This is a genomic window from Fulvimarina manganoxydans, assembly GCF_900176465.1.
GTDB lineage: Bacteria > Pseudomonadota > Alphaproteobacteria > Rhizobiales > Rhizobiaceae > Fulvimarina > Fulvimarina manganoxydans.
Window position 1 is genome coordinate 503,291 of record NZ_FWXR01000001.1, and the last position, 16,068, is coordinate 519,358.

The window sequence follows — 16,068 nt, forward strand, 5'->3', positions numbered from 1 at the left end:
CAAGGGGCTGGAATCTAAGTGTTTTCAGGTTGCTCTAAAGGCTTCGATTTTACTCTATCGAAGCCTTCTTTTGCGCACGGACAGGACTCTTCCGAATCTTGTCCACATACTTCTTGCAAGGGATGGACGCCGAAGCCGAGGTCTACAAAGGCAACCATGATAGACCAGATGGCCTGAAGGAACTCCTCTTTCTGTTCTTCGCTCAGGTTCGGATCGTCGAGATACGCCTGATACTTCTCCACATCCACAGTAACGATAGGCCGTGCTGACGCATCGAAACGACCGGAGAGATTGCGGTTACCGCCATTCGTGTTATCACCCAACATATCGCACCCCTTCTATAATTTTACTACTAAATGTAGTAGTCGATCAAATTCTACATCCTTCGATAGTCTGTCTGAGTCCGCTCCACTCCTTTTGAATCCGTTTGAGTCCGCTTCGCCCCGCCGTCATTCTTCAGCGAGCTTTTCCCAATCGGGCGGGATCAGTTTGAAGAGGCCGCAGGTCTCGCCACCGACCGGCACGACGACGCGCCGCCCCTGAAAACCGTGATAGATGCAATAGTTGAAGGACTGGCAGGGCTGACCCGGACGTGTCGGATAGCGGCACTGGTACTCGCTGCCGATATGCGGCGTGCCGACATTGCAGGCGAACCAGATACCGCCCAGGAGCATCAGCACGCGCGGACGCTTGAGCGCCGCGACTGTCAAATCCCAAGGCGCATCGAGAATGCGCAGGATGATATGCGGGCGCTTGTGCGGCTTCTTCGTGCCAGTGATTTTCACATCGTAATCATTCATCGCCGTTGCTCCTCTTGCTGTAGGTGAGCCGCAGTTGCGGCCTTGGCTGTGGATAGCCGCCTTCGACGGGATTGCGCGCCGCCCACGACGCCCAGGGCGAGACGAACCAGAAAGGCAGACGCTGCGCGCGGATCGGCGGCAGCGCCTTGATGAGCAGAAGCTGCTCATCCGCACCCATCAGGCGGATTTCATCGGGCGACATGAGCGGCCTGCCGGTCTCGCCGAGGCTTTCGCCGATCTCGTCGTCTTCAGTGCGTCCGAGGTTGAAATTGCGGGTTTTGACCGTGCGCTGGCCGAGCGCCGCCGAGAGGGTCTTGGCGAGCTGATCGTCCTGCACGGCGAAGAACTGCTTCACTTCGGCCTGCGAGAGGACGGTGCGCGCCGTGTACGGCCCGTAGAGCCGGATCAACTCTGATAGCTCCTGCACGAAGGCCCAGACGCGCACGCCGAGGCCGGGAAGCGCCGTCAGGCTTTCGGCGAGCCCTGCGAGCTTGCCCATGTTCGCGAACTCATCGAGGACGAACAGCACTTCGTTGCGCCCGGAAGATCGCGCTACGGCGGCGATGGCCTGCCGTGTGACAAGGCCGAGCCAGGCCCCGTGCGTGGCGATCCGATCCTGCGGGATCACCAGATAGACGCTGGCCTTGCCTTCCTTCAGCGCGCGGAAATCGACGTCGGAGCCGCTGACGGCAGCACCGAGGAAGCCGACCGGATCGAAGATATCGAGCGTCTGCACCGCGCCCTGCCGGAAATCTGCAAACTGATCGGGATTGTCTTCGAGTTGATGAGCCAAATCCTGGCCCAGATCGGCGACCATGCCGAACAGCGCATCGGAAGCGGTCATCTGGGCGACCAGCTTCTCGATACGTTTGGTGCTGGAGAGCACGCGCCACATCTCAGGCAGCGTGCAGGTGACAGGAGCGCCGCGCGTGGCGAGATGCAGCATGACGGCGCGCAAAATGGTGCGCGCGCCTTCGCGAAAATAGCGGTTCCGCGAGTCTTCCGGCTCCGGCAGAAGCTGGAGCGCGAGCGCCTTGGCTTCGTCCGCAACGCCACGTATCAAAGCCGGATCGTTCACCGCATCGAGCAGCGGCTGCAACGGATTGCAGCGATGCTGCGGCAGGCCATGCAGGCCCCAGGGATTGAGGATATAGACCTTCTGGCCGAGCCGTTCGGCGCGATGCGCCGCCGTCACCGCCGCCAGCTCGCCCTTGGGATCGGTGACAAAGACCGAGCCCTGGAAGTGCAGCAGGTTCGGAATAACGACATTGATACCCTTGCCCTGGCGAGCGGGGGCAGCGGTCAGCAGATGTGCCTTGCCGGAATAAAAGAGCGGTTGGCCATCCAGCACGCCGAGATACAGCCCGCGCGGATCGCACAGGCCCGCCGCCTCACAGTCTGGAAGCGTCGCAAATGCCGCGCCGCCAAATGTGTTGGAGGGCAGCTCAGCCAGCTTGCGCTTCGCGCGCTGTTGCCAGAGCTTCAGATAACCGCCGACGCCGATCAGCATCGCCGTCGCGCCGATGAACTGGAAAAAGCCAAGATAAAGCTGATCCGCAGCAGTGAGACTTGGGCCGTCCATTCCAGAGGTCAGTGCGAAGACCGACACGCCAATCAGTAGATTGCCGAGCGGTGCTCCTGACTTTTGCTTGTTCTGGCCCGACATTGGACTTCCCCTTCGTCACGATTGACAAAGGAAAAGCTGGTGATGCTGGAAAACCTGAAACAGAAAGGAAAGCAAACTTCTTCATTCGCATTTTTCGTGCAAAGCTCCGCACCGATGCGGAGATTTGCAGATTCGGATACGCGATGCCCTGGCAGGAAACGGAAGAGCATAACAGGCGGCTGCACGAGGCCCTGAGCGAGTTAGCCGCCGAGAAGGGCGCTCTGGTGCGCCTTGCCGGGGCGCTCAATGCCGACCCGCGCGCTACCGCGACCGATAGTACCCGCAGGGGCGGCCAGCATCAGGACAGAAAAGACCTGATCGCCGCATCGACATTGGCGCGCTGGCAGCAAGAAGGGCTTGCGCGCCTCACAAACGCGCAATCGCACAAGAAGCGCATTGTGTTCGAGTTCCTGGAGCGCTCCGAGAGCTTTCGCACGTCGATCTACAATCCGGCCCCCGACCTGCCGGAAGGCTTCGCCGCCTTCATCGCCGCGCAGCAGAAAACGCTATCGCAGCTCAGGTTCAGCCGACTCAATAATCTCGACGGCACATACCGCCTCTACCGCCGCGCCTGGACGACACCGGCGCGGCGCGACCGCGTTTTAATATCCCGCCTCATCATCACGACCGTGGGCGGTCTCACCCGCTATCGCGAAGAACAGACCTACCGCGACGAAGCACGCGGCGGCATCCTCATCGAGGAAGCCGACGAGGGGCTTGTGTTCAATTCCGGCACCAATCTCTTCCTGTTCGGCTTCGGCGAAGAGGAGCCCCGCGTGAAGTTCTACGCCATCCACGCCTGGCGACCGATGGTCGATGGCAACAGGCCGGTGCAGGAGCTACGCGGCACCGTGATCGCAGTGGCATGGGAGGGCCCGCATCCGGGCTACAGCTTTGTGGCCTATCGGGCGGATGACCCACTCTTTGCGCCGGAGATCGTCCTCGCGAACGCGGTTGATGCTGAAATTTGCAGCTGGATCGGTTGCGAGGCTAGTGATCAGAAACGATTTTAACGATGTCACCGTTTCTGTTGATAGTGATATCAGCGCCGGACTGCATATGAGCTGTCATGGTCGTTGGGTCGAAACTCTGAACGAGCGTAGCCTTTGTGTTTAGTCGCCACAAAAGCTGCCAATTTCGGTTGAAACAAAATAAATTATCATACACAACGCGGGTTGATATCAGCACGTAAAAATTTCCGTCATGTGCATATATTTCATCATTTTCATCTATATTGAGATGCTCGTTTTTCTTTATAATTTGATATAGCGCATCATTTGTTTCCATTCTATAGGCTGCGGCCTTTCTATCGCTTAACTCAATGTATAATTGCGAAGATTTTCGTAATCAATAATGTCGATCTGATCTAAACGGCTGCCGCCTCGCGCATCTAGCTCTTTGTACTCAGACGTATTCTTGCCATTCGACGACGGCGCACTTCCGAATCTGTCAAGCTTTCAGGTTCGATCTGATCCGTCACCCGAAGGTACTCTTGAGAATCGCCGCGATCCCATGCTTCATGAGCGCGCGTCCGCAAGCCACCGAATTGCATGTCGGCCAATACAAGACGTCGACTCTCTTGCGCAACTGTATGCAGCCGCTGAAGCTCATCCAAATCTCCGAGAAGCAGTTTGTGCAAGTGGGTTTTCACTTTTTCAGCCAGCTTCTGGAGGCATTTAGCGGCAACGGCGTCCTCATATGCGTATAGTCCGCTCTCGTAATCCTCAAGGGCTCCACCAAACTGGCCAGCTATCTCTTCTAGAGATACCCCCATCTCGCCAGTGGCCGTAGATATCTCCAATCCAATCCATCCAGATCTAGTTTCTCTTTCAATCGATAGGAGGATTTTTTCGGACCGAAAATGGATTTCTAGAGGGTATTCTATTGACATTTCAAACTGATAATCTTTTATAAGAAATTCAAAGCATTCAGCGACTAACGATGAAAAATATAAATCTTTGTCCATAATATTAACTAATTTCTCGCCCCTAATTTGGCGGATGCCAATGCTGAGTTGAAGAATTATACACCCATCCTCTCGATTTTAGTATAAATCTTTCCATCATTAAGAATCCTGTATTCGATGTGCGGAGCGTTGATCCAATATTAGGATTGACGGAGCCGTCTCTAATTGGAATGCCTTTTCTGATCTCTTTCCTAAGTTCGGAGTAATTTTGACGCCAATTGGATTGAGGAGTTCCCCGGTTTGGCAATCTGGACAGTAATGTCATCTCATTTTTTCTGAGCGTCGTGTCTCTCAGACGAGAATAAGATTTTCCAGTCTGTACACTCTGAAGTGTTCGCACCTTCCCAATAACTACCGTCGCATTAGTAATCGAATTAAATGAACCAGAAATCCTAGAGCTACGAGTTAGATTGTCACCGGCGAATCGTGCCTCGATACCTGAAGGACTCAATTTTCTTCCGAAGTATCGTTGAGGGTGGCGGGGACCGTCGAGTCGATCTGAGTTGCTGGGGGAGCTTCGGTCCAGTAGAGTGGGCGTTCTCCCACTGATGGTGCCTGCGCGCAAGGCAATCGACGGAGCCCTACGAAGTGATCTTCTTGCCCGATCGATGCGTTCGCGCTCCGCTACCCGGCGAGCCTGTTCCCGCTGCGCCGCCTTTCGCGCTTGCTCTTGCTGCAAGGCTTTCTGCCTTTGCTGCTGCTGATAGCGCCGTGCCTGCTCCCGCTGTTGCTGGAGCTGTCTTTGCCGAAGCTGTTGCTGACGCTGCAAGCGCTGCTGTTGTTGCCACTGGTTATTCCGGATTGCACCGCCGCCCCGCCATCTCTGGACAAGGATGACGGGCGCGTTGGTCGTATGGGTGTCATGAGCCAGGCTGCGCTCCGGAGAGAGCCACGCAGCGTTCGCTGTGCCTGGACCCCAGAACGAAAACAGCGCGATAACAGCAAGAAGCAGCGCTTGGGACGGTCTCATTGGAATCTCCCCCAATAACGGGACTCGCCAATCAGTTAACGATAGCTTAACTTTTCGTAATTCGTAAGTGTAGGGACTAGCCGATGCCGCTGTCGCGTGCGTTGCTTGCAGGATGCTGCCTCTTGGCAGGGGCGCTTGCGCCTGCCGTTGTATGGGCGCAGACCTCAGACGCGGATGTACCGCTTCTTCACGACTGCGACTTCCTCGTCTCTCATCCGGATGACCCCGACCGCATAAGCCCCGGCGTCCCGGACGCGGACCTGGTGCCATTATTGGCGGTCACGGTATGCGAAAATGCTGTCGCAGAGTATCCTTCGGTCGTTCGTTTTTCTTTCCAGCTTGGGCGGGCCCTCTTTGCCGCGGGGAGAGAGGAAGAGGCGCTGGCGCAGCTCAGCGCGGCGGCAAAGCAGGATTACGCCATCGCTCATCTCTTTCTCGGCGATGCCTATCGCTTCGGTCTTGGACTGGAGGCCGACCTAATGCAGGCAAGGCAGCACTATCAGACGGCGCTGGATAGCGGCTTCGAGGGTGCAGCACCCTTGCTGGCCGCCGTGACATTTGACGCCGATGCCTTCCTGATACCGATGGCGGCGGGCATCAACAACGGCATATCGGAACTCTCGACTTCTCTGGATTTGAGCACGCAGCCGCTGTTGATCGCTTATGTCTACAGCTTCGCGGTCGCTGCCAATAGCGAGTGCCGTGGGCGCGTCCGACCGGCCAATCTGATGCGGCTCCTCGAACTTCGATTCAAGGGGCCTGTAACGCCGGAGATGGAGTCCGGCGGAGACATCCAGATATACTCATCCGCCGGTGACTATGACGCAGCGACCTTCGTCGCCCGACACGGCTGCGATGGGGCGTTTCCGGAGACGTTTTTTGAGAATCTCAATCGATACGTCGCTCTTCACAGGAGTTCTCAATGACAGGCTCTATATCGCTCGCCCTGGGTGCGCTCCTTTTCGGTGGCATTAGCGGTTTGCTAATACCCGCTCAAAGCGAATTACAAAGCCAAACTATTCCACTGGTCGCGGTCGAATATGTAACGGACCCATCCAGATCGGCCAGTGACAGCTTCTCAGTCACGGGCATTTGGGAGGGCTCCTTCACATGCGGAAGCGCGTCATCGCTCGTCACCTTGACCATAGAAAGCGAAAATGATTCCGGAGCGGCAAGGGTGGATTACTATCCACCTGTCGGCAAGAGCGGCGCTAGCGGCAGCCGCTCCTATGAGTACGAAGTTGACCCTTTTACGGGCTCAATCAATCTTACCGCCGGCGCACTGATTGATGGAGAGAAATCGCCGGATATCTCCTTCGATGGCTTGGTGAGCGAGGACGGCAACACGCTGGAAGGCACAGCGGACCTGCGCCGTCAGTGCGGAACTTTCCACTTCCGGAGGGTAACATCACCCGCTCAATTGCAAGAAGCCACGGCAAGCCTTGTGGAGGTGACCAGTGCGCCGCCCGCTGTGACGATCATGGAAGCCGACACGCCGCAGGAGTTCTGCGATGCCTTTCAGGCATGGGGCGATCAGCTTATCGCTGCTTTTCCCGACATAAGGTCGGCACACGATCTCAGGGGTGTTCCACCGCAGATGGAGCGCAACCTTTTCAGGGATGATCGCTTCGAGCCGTTTTTCGGATTCCCGACTTCGACAATAACCAAGCAAATCTATCAAGCGATCGATCGCAAGTACCGCGACCGCCGGGAATGCAGGCTAAGGGATGAGGAGATGTTCCGTGTCCTCTACAGCATGTACCGCACGACACAGAACACCGTTTTCAAACGTGGGATTGCCGACATTGAGGCCGCGACGGATTGGAAGGAGCGGATTATCGGCAGCCTTGACCGACTTCCGCAGGATCAAAGCGCCTTGGACAGACTAGACGAACTGGCCGCAGAAGCAGCGGAACGTCTGGAGCCTCTGTGGCCAACTGATCTTGCTGAGCTTATGCAGGCGATATCGGCAAAGCGAACGCAGTTGGAAGGCCAAGTGGTGGCCGCTCTGGTGGAGACGGAGAAAGCACTGCCGTCAAAGGAGGAGCTGGCCTCATTGCTCCGCCTGAGCCAATCGCCGGAAGCCGGACAGCCCGCAATGCAGAAGGCGGAGGAGTGGATGGTCGCTTATGTCGACGCCGCTGTTCGAGAAACCGATCCAGATATGCCCGCCTATGAAAAGCTCCTCAATCTTGGCCGTTTGCAAGCCGAGATCGAGAAAGAATTCCAGGCGTATTCGACGAGTGCTGCTTTTCGTGCAGGGCTCGCACGCCTTTCGAGCGAAATGCAGAACCTGACACCCCCTGCCGAAGAGGAGTTGCGACTGTCGCTGGCGGCTGCCGTGCAGGCTCAGGCCTTTTATCCAATCCGGGACCAGGTGATCCGCGCCCGGAACATCCTGCCACAGCCATCGACCTACGAGCGGTTTTGGGACTTATACCACGACGCGGTAAATGCGTGGGTGGATGGCGTGATTGCCGATTCCACGAAGAATGCCGCCTCAGGAGGCGGTGACTTTCCGGCCGGAAGTGAGCCAGATAAACAAGACACGGCTTTCGATGCCACGAACCCCCTGGGCCGACAGACGCCGGACGTTCCCGTAACCTCAGCGGCGGATAGCGCCTTTCGCACTCAGCCCTGGACCAATAGTGCTGTCATGGTCGGCACCTACGAAGCCGATTTTGGCAGGTTGCATGAATTTGGCGCTGATGGCGCGAAGATTTATCTAGGCGGCGTGACTGCCGAAATCGGCAACAGTTGTCCAAACCTCAAAAGCCTTGAGGTTGAACTGGCCGGGCAGTCCGCCCTGTTAGGATCAGATATCCGCAATCCCGACCTGCAACGGCTCGGGATGGAGCAGTTGGAGAACCTGGCCAAAAACCTTCAGAACCCTGGGCGACTTATGGATGCGGCAATTCAACAAGAGGAATTCAGGCGCAGCGTCAGCGCCGATGCCGTCTTGTTTCTGAGAAATTTCGATTGCTACGACGAGGCGGCTATTCGGTTCCAAGACAACGCGCTGGCCTTTGTCCGTGATCCGATGAAGGGTGTTCCGGCTGATAAGCTGTCAATGCGCGATATCTGCATATCTCATTTGAGGCGCAACAATCCGCCTGTGAGCAGCCCGGAGAGCTACTGTCGCTGCGCCGGTGACATCCTGACCGGCTTTCTTTCCGAGAACCAACGATTGTTTCTCGTCGCATCGGAAGAGCCAACATTCAACGTCATGCTAAACCTGTATCCGATGGTTGATGCCGAATTGAGACAATGCAGGCGCTGAGCTGCTGGCAAGCGAAATCATAGGAGCATTCAGACGTGTGGCTTCGTACTACGCTCAGCTGGGATGTCGTTCCGGGGTAGCGCAAGATGTGTTTTGTAATACAAAACCATCTTGGCAAGGGGGCCGCTGCGCGCCCCCGTTGCATCCCCCAGGCCGTGGCTCTTCCAGGGTATTGAACCCGTTCCAGAGCCACAGACCGTATCGCCGGTCAACCACTCGCGGGAGACTTCGCTCTCCCTGCACCCATCGACTTGGCGGGCGTTCCTGCCCCCAAGACCCTAGACCATTTCATGGAGACCAGGAAGGGAGCGTTCGTGCTGCCCTTCCTTGGAGCCATCCCACCGACCAAAGGGCGTGTCGCACCCCTTGGAACCCCGACCAACCCTGCGCGGATTGGATGCCGATCAGGGTTTTCGCACCCCGATACCCACGACCATTTCATGGAGACCAATCGACGCCGATTGGATCCGGCATCATGCCAAAGATGATCCCGGTTGCCTGCGCTTTGCCCCGCTCAGGTTCTGACTGAGCGACATCAGCGGTAGTGCTAAAAGGACTTCCCATATGTGTACCCATTGGCTACACTTCTCACGCTATGAAGGACGTCGGAATCAGAATCAGGGTACAGCGGGAATTGCGGGAGCAATTCGTTGCCGCTTGCAAGGCGGAAGACAAACCCGCCGCCCAAGTCCTGCGCGAGTTTATGCGCTCGTATGTCGATGCATACGCGCCGCGAGCACAAAGCCACCACTCAGTCGCTCATGACAATAAACAACCCAGGTTCAATGTTGGTGACGCGGGACGGTCTCGGCGTGTGAATACTAGGGATAGCATCAATCGAGGGGTCAGCCCGAACAAGGATAAGAAAATATGACGGGGCAAGAGCAACGCGCAGCGCTACAACGGAAAATCTGGGACATCGCAAACGATGTGCGCGGCTCCGTCGATGGCTGGGACTTTAAGCAGTATGTCCTGGGTACGCTCTTCTATCGTTTCATCAGCGAGAACTTCGCCGCCTATATCGAGGCGGATGATGAGAGCATCGACTATGCGGCTCTATCCGATGACGTCATCACCGATGATATCAAGGACGACGCCATCAAGACCAAGGGCTATTTCATCTATCCCAGCCAGCTGTTTGTGAATGTCGCGAAGAACGCCAACACGAATGACAGCTTGAACACCGATCTGGCGCACATCTTCGCAGCGATCGAATCATCGGCCAATGGCTACCCTTCCGAGCAGGACATCAGAGGCCTTTTCGCTGATTTCGACACGACCAGCACACGCCTTGGCAATACCGTCACGGAAAAGAACAGCCGATTAGCCAAGGTCCTGAAACGTGTTGCAGAACTCGATTTCGGCGACTTCCACAACAGTCAGATTGATCTGTTCGGCGATGCCTATGAATTCCTGATCTCGAACTATGCCGCCAATGCGGGCAAATCCGGCGGGGAGTTCTTCACCCCACAACACGTCTCAAAGCTCATCGCGCAGCTCGCGATGCATGGGCAGGAAAAGGTCAACAAGATTTACGACCCGGCCTGCGGCTCTGGCTCGCTCTTGCTGCAGGCCAAGAAGCACTTTGACGAACATATCATCGAAGAGGGTTTCTTCGGGCAGGAGATCAACCACACGACCTACAACCTCGCTCGCATGAACATGTTCCTGCACAACATCAATTACGACAAGTTCAATATTCAGCGCGGCGATACGCTGACCCAGCCGCATTTCCAGGACGACAAACCCTTTGACGCCATCGTCTCCAACCCGCCTTATTCGGTAAAGTGGATCGGCTCGGACGATCCGACCCTGATCAACGATGACCGCTTTGCTCCGGCGGGCGTGCTGGCACCCAAATCAAAGGCCGATTTCGCCTTTGTGCTCCATGCGCTCAGCTATCTCTCGGCCAAAGGCCGCGCGGCGATTGTATGCTTCCCTGGGATATTCTATCGCGACGGGGCGGAGAAGAAGATCCGGCAATATCTGGTCGATAACAACTATGTCGAGACGGTGATCGCCCTCGCCTCCAACCTTTTCTATGGCACGACCATCGCGGTGACGATCCTCGTGCTCGCCAAGAACAAAACCGACACGGCCATCCAATTCATCGACGCCAGCGGGGAAGAGTTCTTCAAGAAGGCCACCAACACCAATCTGATGACGGACAATCACATCGCGCGGGTGATGGAGATTTTTGATCGCAAGGAGGACGTCGACCATGTCGCGGCTTCGGTGCCCTATGAGACGATCGTGGAACGGGGCTATAACCTCTCTGTCAGTTCCTATGTTGAGCCGCGCGACACGCGCGAGGTTGTGAACATCAATGAACTGAATGAAGAGATCAGCGCGACGGTAGATCGGATCAATCAGCTGCGCGCCGACATCGACGCCATCATTGCGGAGATTGACGCATGAGCGCGGCGGGCTTTCTGGAGAAACTGCTCGGTGGGGCTGATGTCGCGTGGGTGCCGTTGGGTGAACTAACAACGGTCAAAACAGGCCAACTGGTCAATAAAAACCTGATTGCCACCAATCCGGGGCCTTACCCTGTCATCAACAGCGGGCGAGAACCTCTTGGCTTTATTGATAAATGGAATACTGACGACGACCCAATCGGCGTCACAACACGAGGTGCAGGTGTCGGCTCAATTACCTGGCAAGAAGGCAAGTACTATCGTGGCAACCTCAACTATGCCGTCAGTGTGCGTCCGAATGTAAGTTTGGCGGTCAGATTTCTCTATCACCTCTTGCTTGAAATGCAGTCCGAGATTCACTCTCTGTGCACATTTGATGGAATTCCAGCTCTCAACGCCAGTAAACTTAAAGAGTTGGCCATACCAATTCCGTGCCCAAATGATCCGGATAAGTCTTTGGCGATACAGGGGGAGATTGTTCGGATACTGGATAGCTTCACCCAGCTTACCGCCGAGCTTACCGCCGAGCTTACTTTGCGTGAGAAGCAATATAAGCACTACCGCGATGAGCTGCTGACCTTCCCGAAACCTGAGCAGGCATCGGATTAGGATGGGACAGTCGCTGACAGAGATATCTGAAACGCTGCGGGACGCCGACAAGAAGGTGCAGTTGATCTATGCGTTCAATGCCTCCGGCAAGACGCGACTGTCACGCGAATTCAGGGAACTGATCGACCCGAAGACCGAGGAACGGGACGACGATTATCGGCCAAAAGTGCTTTACTACAACGCTTTCACTGAAGACCTGTTCTTCTGGGACAATGACCTCACCGGCGATACTGAGCGGAAGCTTTGCATTCATCCGAATTCTTACACGAAATCCGCCTTTGAAGTCCTCGGACTCGATACTAGGGTCATCACAGCGTTCCAGCGCTATACCCAACCGAATTTGACGCCGCGCTTCAGCCCCGATTTTTCAGAGGTGACCTTCTCGCTTGAGCGCGGCACTGATACGAGCACCGGCAATCTGAAAATCTCCAAAGGCGAGGAGAGCAACTTCATCTGGAGCGTCTTCTATTGCCTGTTGGATCAGGTGATCAGCACGCGCAACATCACCGAGGTTGATGATCGCGAGACGGACCAGTTCAATGACCTTCAATATGTCTTCATTGATGACCCGGTCAGTTCGCTTGACGAGAACCACCTCATTCAGCTCGCCGTTGATGTCGCCGACCTGATTAGGAGAAGTGAAAGCACGAACGGCCTGAAGTTTATCATCACGACGCATAGCCCGCTTTTCTTCAACGTGCTGTTCAATGAGCTGAAAAACAAGACCTGCTACATGCTGAAACGCCTTGAAGACGGAACCTTTGATCTGGGCGTGAAGAGTGGCGACTCAAACCAGAGCTTTTCTTATCACCTTTACCTCAAGCAGACGCTGGAGGAGGCAATCGCGGCGGATAGGATCGAGCGCTATCACTTCACCCTGCTGCGCAATCTCTATGAAAAGACTTCGAACTTTCTGGGCTATCCGCGATGGTCTGAGCTGCTGCCGGGCGACCAGCAGCTTTACTTCAACCGCATCATTCAGTTTACGAGCCATAGCACGCTTTCGAACGAGGCCGTTGCCGAGCCGTCTGCGCAAGAGAAGCAGACAGTAAAGCTCCTTCTGGAGCATCTGCGCAACAATTACAGCTATTGGCAGGAGGGAGCGCCGAATGGCTGAGCAGACCACCACCATCGCTGAGACCAATCGTTTCATCGTCCTCGATAAATATGTGCGCGCCTGGGAGGCGGCGGACAGCTATCAGTCCGAGGCCGACCTCGAGCGCGAGCTGATCCAAGACCTACGCAATCAGGGCTACGAATTTCGGGCCGATCTGAAGTCAACAGACGCCATGCTGGCCAATGTGCGTGTGCAGCTGCAGGCGCTCAATGATGTTCAGTTTACTGATAAGGAGTGGGCGCGCTTCGTCGAAACCTATTTGGACAAGCCCAGCGACAGCGCGACGGACAAAGCCCGCAAGCTCCATGACGACTACATCTTCGATTTCGTCTTCGATGATGGCCGGATTCAGAACATCTATCTCGTCGATAAGGGAAATGTCTGTCACAACAAAGTTCAGGTTATTAAGCAATTCGAGCAGGCCGGAGCGCATGCGAATCGCTATGATGTGACGATCCTCGTGAATGGTTTGCCGCTGGTGCAGGTGGAACTGAAAAAGCGCGGCGTCGCCATCCGTGAGGCGTTCAACCAGATCCACCGTTACAGCAAAGAGAGCTTCAACTCGGACAGTTCGCTTTTCAAATACCTCCAGATCTTCGTGATCTCGAACGGTACCGATACCCGCTACTTCGCCAACACGACCAAACGCGACAAGAACAGCTTCGACTTCACTATGAACTGGGCGCAGGCCGATAACAGCCTGATCCGGGACCTGAAGGATTTTACGGCAACTTTCTTCGAGAAGCGCACCCTCTTGAAGGTGTTGTTGGACTATTCCGTCTTTGATGTGAGCGATACGCTACTGGTGATGCGTCCTTACCAGATCGCGGCAACGGAACGCATCCTGAGGAAGATCCGAAGCTCATTCGAAGCCAAGACGCCTCAAGGCAAGATTTTGGGCAAGCCCGAAAGCGGCGGGTATATCTGGCATACGACAGGTTCAGGCAAGACGCTGACCAGCTTCAAGGCGGCGCGCCTCGCCACGCAGCTCGACTTCATCGACAAGGTCTTTTTCGTGGTCGACCGCAAGGACCTCGATTACCAGACGATGAAGGAGTATCAGCGTTTCTCCCCGGATAGCGTCAATGGCTCAGACAGCACCGCCGGATTGAAGCGGAACCTCTCTAAGGACGACAACAAGATCATCGTCACGACGATCCAGAAGCTCAACAATCTGATGAAGAGTGAGGGCGACCTGCCGGTCTATACCCAGCGCGTCGTCTTCATTTTCGACGAATGCCATCGTAGCCAGTTTGGTGAGGCGCAGAAGAACCTCAAACGCAAGTTCAAATACTTCTGCCAGTTTGGCTTCACAGGCACGCCGATCTTCCCGGAAAATGCCTCAGGGGCAGAGACAACTGCCAGCGTGTTCGGGAACGAACTCCACTCATACGTCATCACCGACGCCATCCGCGATGAGAAGGTCCTGAAGTTCAAGGTCGACTACAACGATGTGCGGCCGCAATTTAAGGCCATTGAGACCGAGCAGGATGAGAAGAAACTGACAGCCGCTGAAAACCGTCAGGCCCTTCAGCATCCTCAACGTATCGCTGAAATTTCGCAGTACATCCTCGACAACTTCCGCCGCAAGACGCATCGGCTTTATGGGGACAACAAGGGTTTTAATGCCATGTTTGCCGTGAGCAGTGTCGAGGCGGCAAAGCTCTATTATGAGAGCCTGAACAAGCTGCAGGCAGATAGCGACAAACCGTTGAAGATCGCGACGATTTTTTCGTTTGCGGCTAATGAGGAGCAGGACGCAATTGGCGACATTCCCGACGAGAGCTTTGAGGTTTCCGCGCTAAACAGCAGCGCCAAGGAATTCCTGAGCGCAGCCATCGCGGATTACAATGCCTTTTTCAAAACGAATTTCAGCGTCGATAGCAAAGGCTTCCAGAATTATTATCGGGATCTGGCCAAGCGGGTGAAGTCCAAAGAAGTGGATCTGCTCATTGTGGTGGGCATGTTCCTGACTGGCTTTGATGCACCGACGCTCAACACGCTGTTCGTGGACAAGAACCTGCGCTTTCACGGTCTCATTCAGGCCTATTCCCGTACCAACCGCATTTATGATGCGACCAAGTCATTCGGAAACATCGTCACCTTCCGCGACCTCGAAGAGGCGACCGTCAAAGCGATTACGCTGTTCGGTAATGCGAACACCAAGAACGTCGTCCTCGAAAAAAGCTACTCGGAATACATGGAGGGCTTCACGGACCAGACGACCGGAGAGGCAAGACGCGGCTTCATAGATGTTGTAAAGGAGCTTGAAGAACGTTTCCCCGACCCCTCGGCGATTGCAAAGGAGGCTGACAAAAAGGCCTTTGCGAAGCTGTTCGGTGAGTATCTCCGTGTTGAGAATATCCTTCAGAACTACGATGAATTTGCTAATCTCAGAGAGCTGCAGGAGCTCGACCAGAGTGATCCCAGAGCTCTAACAGCCTTCAAAGAACGGCATCATCTGAGCGATGATGACGTTGAAAACCTGAAGACCGTCAAAATGCCCGCAGACCGGAGGATCCAGGACTACCGTTCGACTTACAACGATATTCGGGACTGGCTTCGCCGAGAAAAGGCAAGCTCTGAGCAAGTCGAGTCCAATATTGATTGGGGCGATGTTGTCTTTGAGGTTGATCTGCTGAAATCCCAGGAGATCAATCTCGATTACATTCTTGAGCTTATCTTCGAGCATAACAAAAAGACGAAAAGCAAGTCTGAGCTCGTCGGTGAAATTCGCCGCGTCATCCGCGCGAGTATCGGCAACCGTGCAAAGGAAAGCCTCATCGTCGATTTCATAAATCAGACCGATCTCGATGAACTCGGGGACAAGGCCGGGGTGATCGAGGCCTTCTTTGCATTCGCACAAGCGGAACAACGCCGCGAAGCGGAAGAGCTCATTATCGGCGAAAAGCTGAATCCGGACGCTGCGAAGCGCTATATCGCGACATCAATTAAGCGAGAGTATGCGAGCGAGAACGGTACGGAGTTGAACTCGATCCTGCCAAAAATGAGCCCCCTCAATCCGGACTATCTGACCAAGAAACGCGACGTGTTCCAGCGCATCTCTGCTTTCGTGGAGAAGTTTAAAGGTGTTGGTGGAAAAATCTAGTTGGTAGTAATCTTGGAGATGCCAGCCTTCGCCTGGGCATTTTGTGCCTGGTTTTAGGGGCCTGCGGCCCATCATCCATCAAGACCAAGCCCTTCGGGCGAGCCAGCGGTTTCCCCACCCTTCCGCTCCCGGAT

At 55.3% G+C, this 16,068-nt stretch carries 11 protein-coding genes; 7 read left to right on the top strand and 4 right to left on the bottom strand.

Annotation, left to right across the window (positions count from 1 at the left end; translation table 11 throughout):
- Nucleotides 1-14 precede the first annotated feature (14 nt).
- The 3 genes from B9A15_RS02280 to B9A15_RS02290 all read right to left on the bottom strand — a co-directional run bounded on the left by B9A15_RS02280 (nucleotide 15) and on the right by B9A15_RS02290 (nucleotide 2,466).
- A complete protein-coding gene (locus B9A15_RS02280) occupies nucleotides 15-326 on the bottom strand; it encodes a hypothetical protein (protein WP_084408321.1) in 312 nt (103 codons plus the stop codon).
- Nucleotides 327-449: 123 nt separating this feature from the next.
- Complete coding sequence (locus B9A15_RS02285) at nucleotides 450-800, bottom strand: hypothetical protein (RefSeq protein ID WP_084408322.1); 351 nt, start codon at nucleotides 798-800, stop codon at nucleotides 450-452.
- Nucleotides 793-2,466, bottom strand: coding sequence for a type IV secretory system conjugative DNA transfer family protein (locus tag B9A15_RS02290; RefSeq protein ID WP_084408323.1), 1,674 nt, complete (start codon nucleotides 2,464-2,466; stop codon nucleotides 793-795). The genes B9A15_RS02285 and B9A15_RS02290 overlap by 8 nt, the downstream gene beginning before the upstream one ends.
- On the opposite strand from B9A15_RS02290, the gene B9A15_RS02295 reads away from it, so the two are divergent.
- A complete protein-coding gene (locus B9A15_RS02295) occupies nucleotides 2,466-3,479 on the top strand; it encodes a hypothetical protein (RefSeq protein ID WP_084408324.1) in 1,014 nt (337 codons plus the stop codon). The two genes, B9A15_RS02290 and B9A15_RS02295, sit on opposite strands and share 1 nt — an antisense overlap.
- A 377-nt stretch (nucleotides 3,480-3,856) precedes the next feature.
- On the opposite strand, the gene B9A15_RS22385 is transcribed toward B9A15_RS02295, so the two are convergent.
- The gene (locus B9A15_RS22385; RefSeq protein WP_139798156.1) at nucleotides 3,857-4,432 is read right to left on the bottom strand and encodes a hypothetical protein; all 576 of its coding nucleotides are present in this window, start codon (nucleotides 4,430-4,432) and stop codon (nucleotides 3,857-3,859) included.
- A gap of 1,053 nt (nucleotides 4,433-5,485) precedes the next feature.
- Here B9A15_RS22385 and B9A15_RS02310 point away from each other — a divergent pair.
- The 6 genes from B9A15_RS02310 (at nucleotide 5,486) to B9A15_RS02340 (ending at nucleotide 15,934) form a co-directional block, all read left to right on the top strand.
- Nucleotides 5,486-6,328, top strand: a complete 843-nt coding sequence (locus tag B9A15_RS02310) for an SEL1-like repeat protein (protein ID WP_084408327.1) — start codon at nucleotides 5,486-5,488, stop codon at nucleotides 6,326-6,328.
- Complete coding sequence (locus B9A15_RS02315) at nucleotides 6,325-8,682, top strand: hypothetical protein (protein ID WP_084408328.1); 2,358 nt, start codon at nucleotides 6,325-6,327, stop codon at nucleotides 8,680-8,682. The genes B9A15_RS02310 and B9A15_RS02315 overlap by 4 nt, the downstream gene beginning before the upstream one ends.
- An 870-nt stretch (nucleotides 8,683-9,552) precedes the next feature.
- Complete coding sequence (locus B9A15_RS02325) at nucleotides 9,553-11,100, top strand: type I restriction-modification system subunit M (RefSeq protein ID WP_084408330.1); 1,548 nt, start codon at nucleotides 9,553-9,555, stop codon at nucleotides 11,098-11,100.
- Complete coding sequence (locus tag B9A15_RS02330) at nucleotides 11,097-11,708, top strand: restriction endonuclease subunit S (protein WP_084408331.1); 612 nt, start codon at nucleotides 11,097-11,099, stop codon at nucleotides 11,706-11,708. The genes B9A15_RS02325 and B9A15_RS02330 overlap by 4 nt, the downstream gene beginning before the upstream one ends.
- Before the next feature lies 1 nt (nucleotide 11,709).
- A complete protein-coding gene (locus tag B9A15_RS02335; protein WP_084408332.1) occupies nucleotides 11,710-12,825 on the top strand; it encodes an ATP-binding protein in 1,116 nt (371 codons plus the stop codon).
- Nucleotides 12,818-15,934: a type I restriction endonuclease subunit R gene (locus B9A15_RS02340; protein ID WP_084408333.1), complete on the top strand. Its 3,117-nt coding sequence runs from the start codon at nucleotides 12,818-12,820 to the stop codon at nucleotides 15,932-15,934. Before B9A15_RS02335 ends, B9A15_RS02340 begins: the two co-directional genes overlap by 8 nt.
- The last annotated feature ends 134 nt before the right edge of the window (nucleotides 15,935-16,068 follow it).

Bases quoted from the DNA above. Each gene is read 5' to 3' on its own strand.
- B9A15_RS02335 (WP_084408332.1), top strand. From the start codon at position 11,710: ATGGGACAGTCGCTGACAGAGATATCTGAAACGCTGCGGGACGCCGAC.
- B9A15_RS02340 (WP_084408333.1), top strand. From the start codon at position 12,818: ATGGCTGAGCAGACCACCACCATCGCTGAGACCAATCGTTTCATCGTC.
- B9A15_RS02310 (WP_084408327.1), top strand. From the start codon at position 5,486: ATGCCGCTGTCGCGTGCGTTGCTTGCAGGATGCTGCCTCTTGGCAGGG.
- B9A15_RS02285 (WP_084408322.1), bottom strand. From the start codon at position 800: ATGAATGATTACGATGTGAAAATCACTGGCACGAAGAAGCCGCACAAG.
- B9A15_RS02325 (WP_084408330.1), top strand. From the start codon at position 9,553: ATGACGGGGCAAGAGCAACGCGCAGCGCTACAACGGAAAATCTGGGAC.
- B9A15_RS02330 (WP_084408331.1), top strand. From the start codon at position 11,097: ATGAGCGCGGCGGGCTTTCTGGAGAAACTGCTCGGTGGGGCTGATGTC.
- B9A15_RS02290 (WP_084408323.1), bottom strand. From the start codon at position 2,466: ATGTCGGGCCAGAACAAGCAAAAGTCAGGAGCACCGCTCGGCAATCTA.
- B9A15_RS02315 (WP_084408328.1), top strand. From the start codon at position 6,325: ATGACAGGCTCTATATCGCTCGCCCTGGGTGCGCTCCTTTTCGGTGGC.
- B9A15_RS02280 (WP_084408321.1), bottom strand. From the start codon at position 326: ATGTTGGGTGATAACACGAATGGCGGTAACCGCAATCTCTCCGGTCGT.
- B9A15_RS22385 (WP_139798156.1), bottom strand. From the start codon at position 4,432: ATGGACAAAGATTTATATTTTTCATCGTTAGTCGCTGAATGCTTTGAA.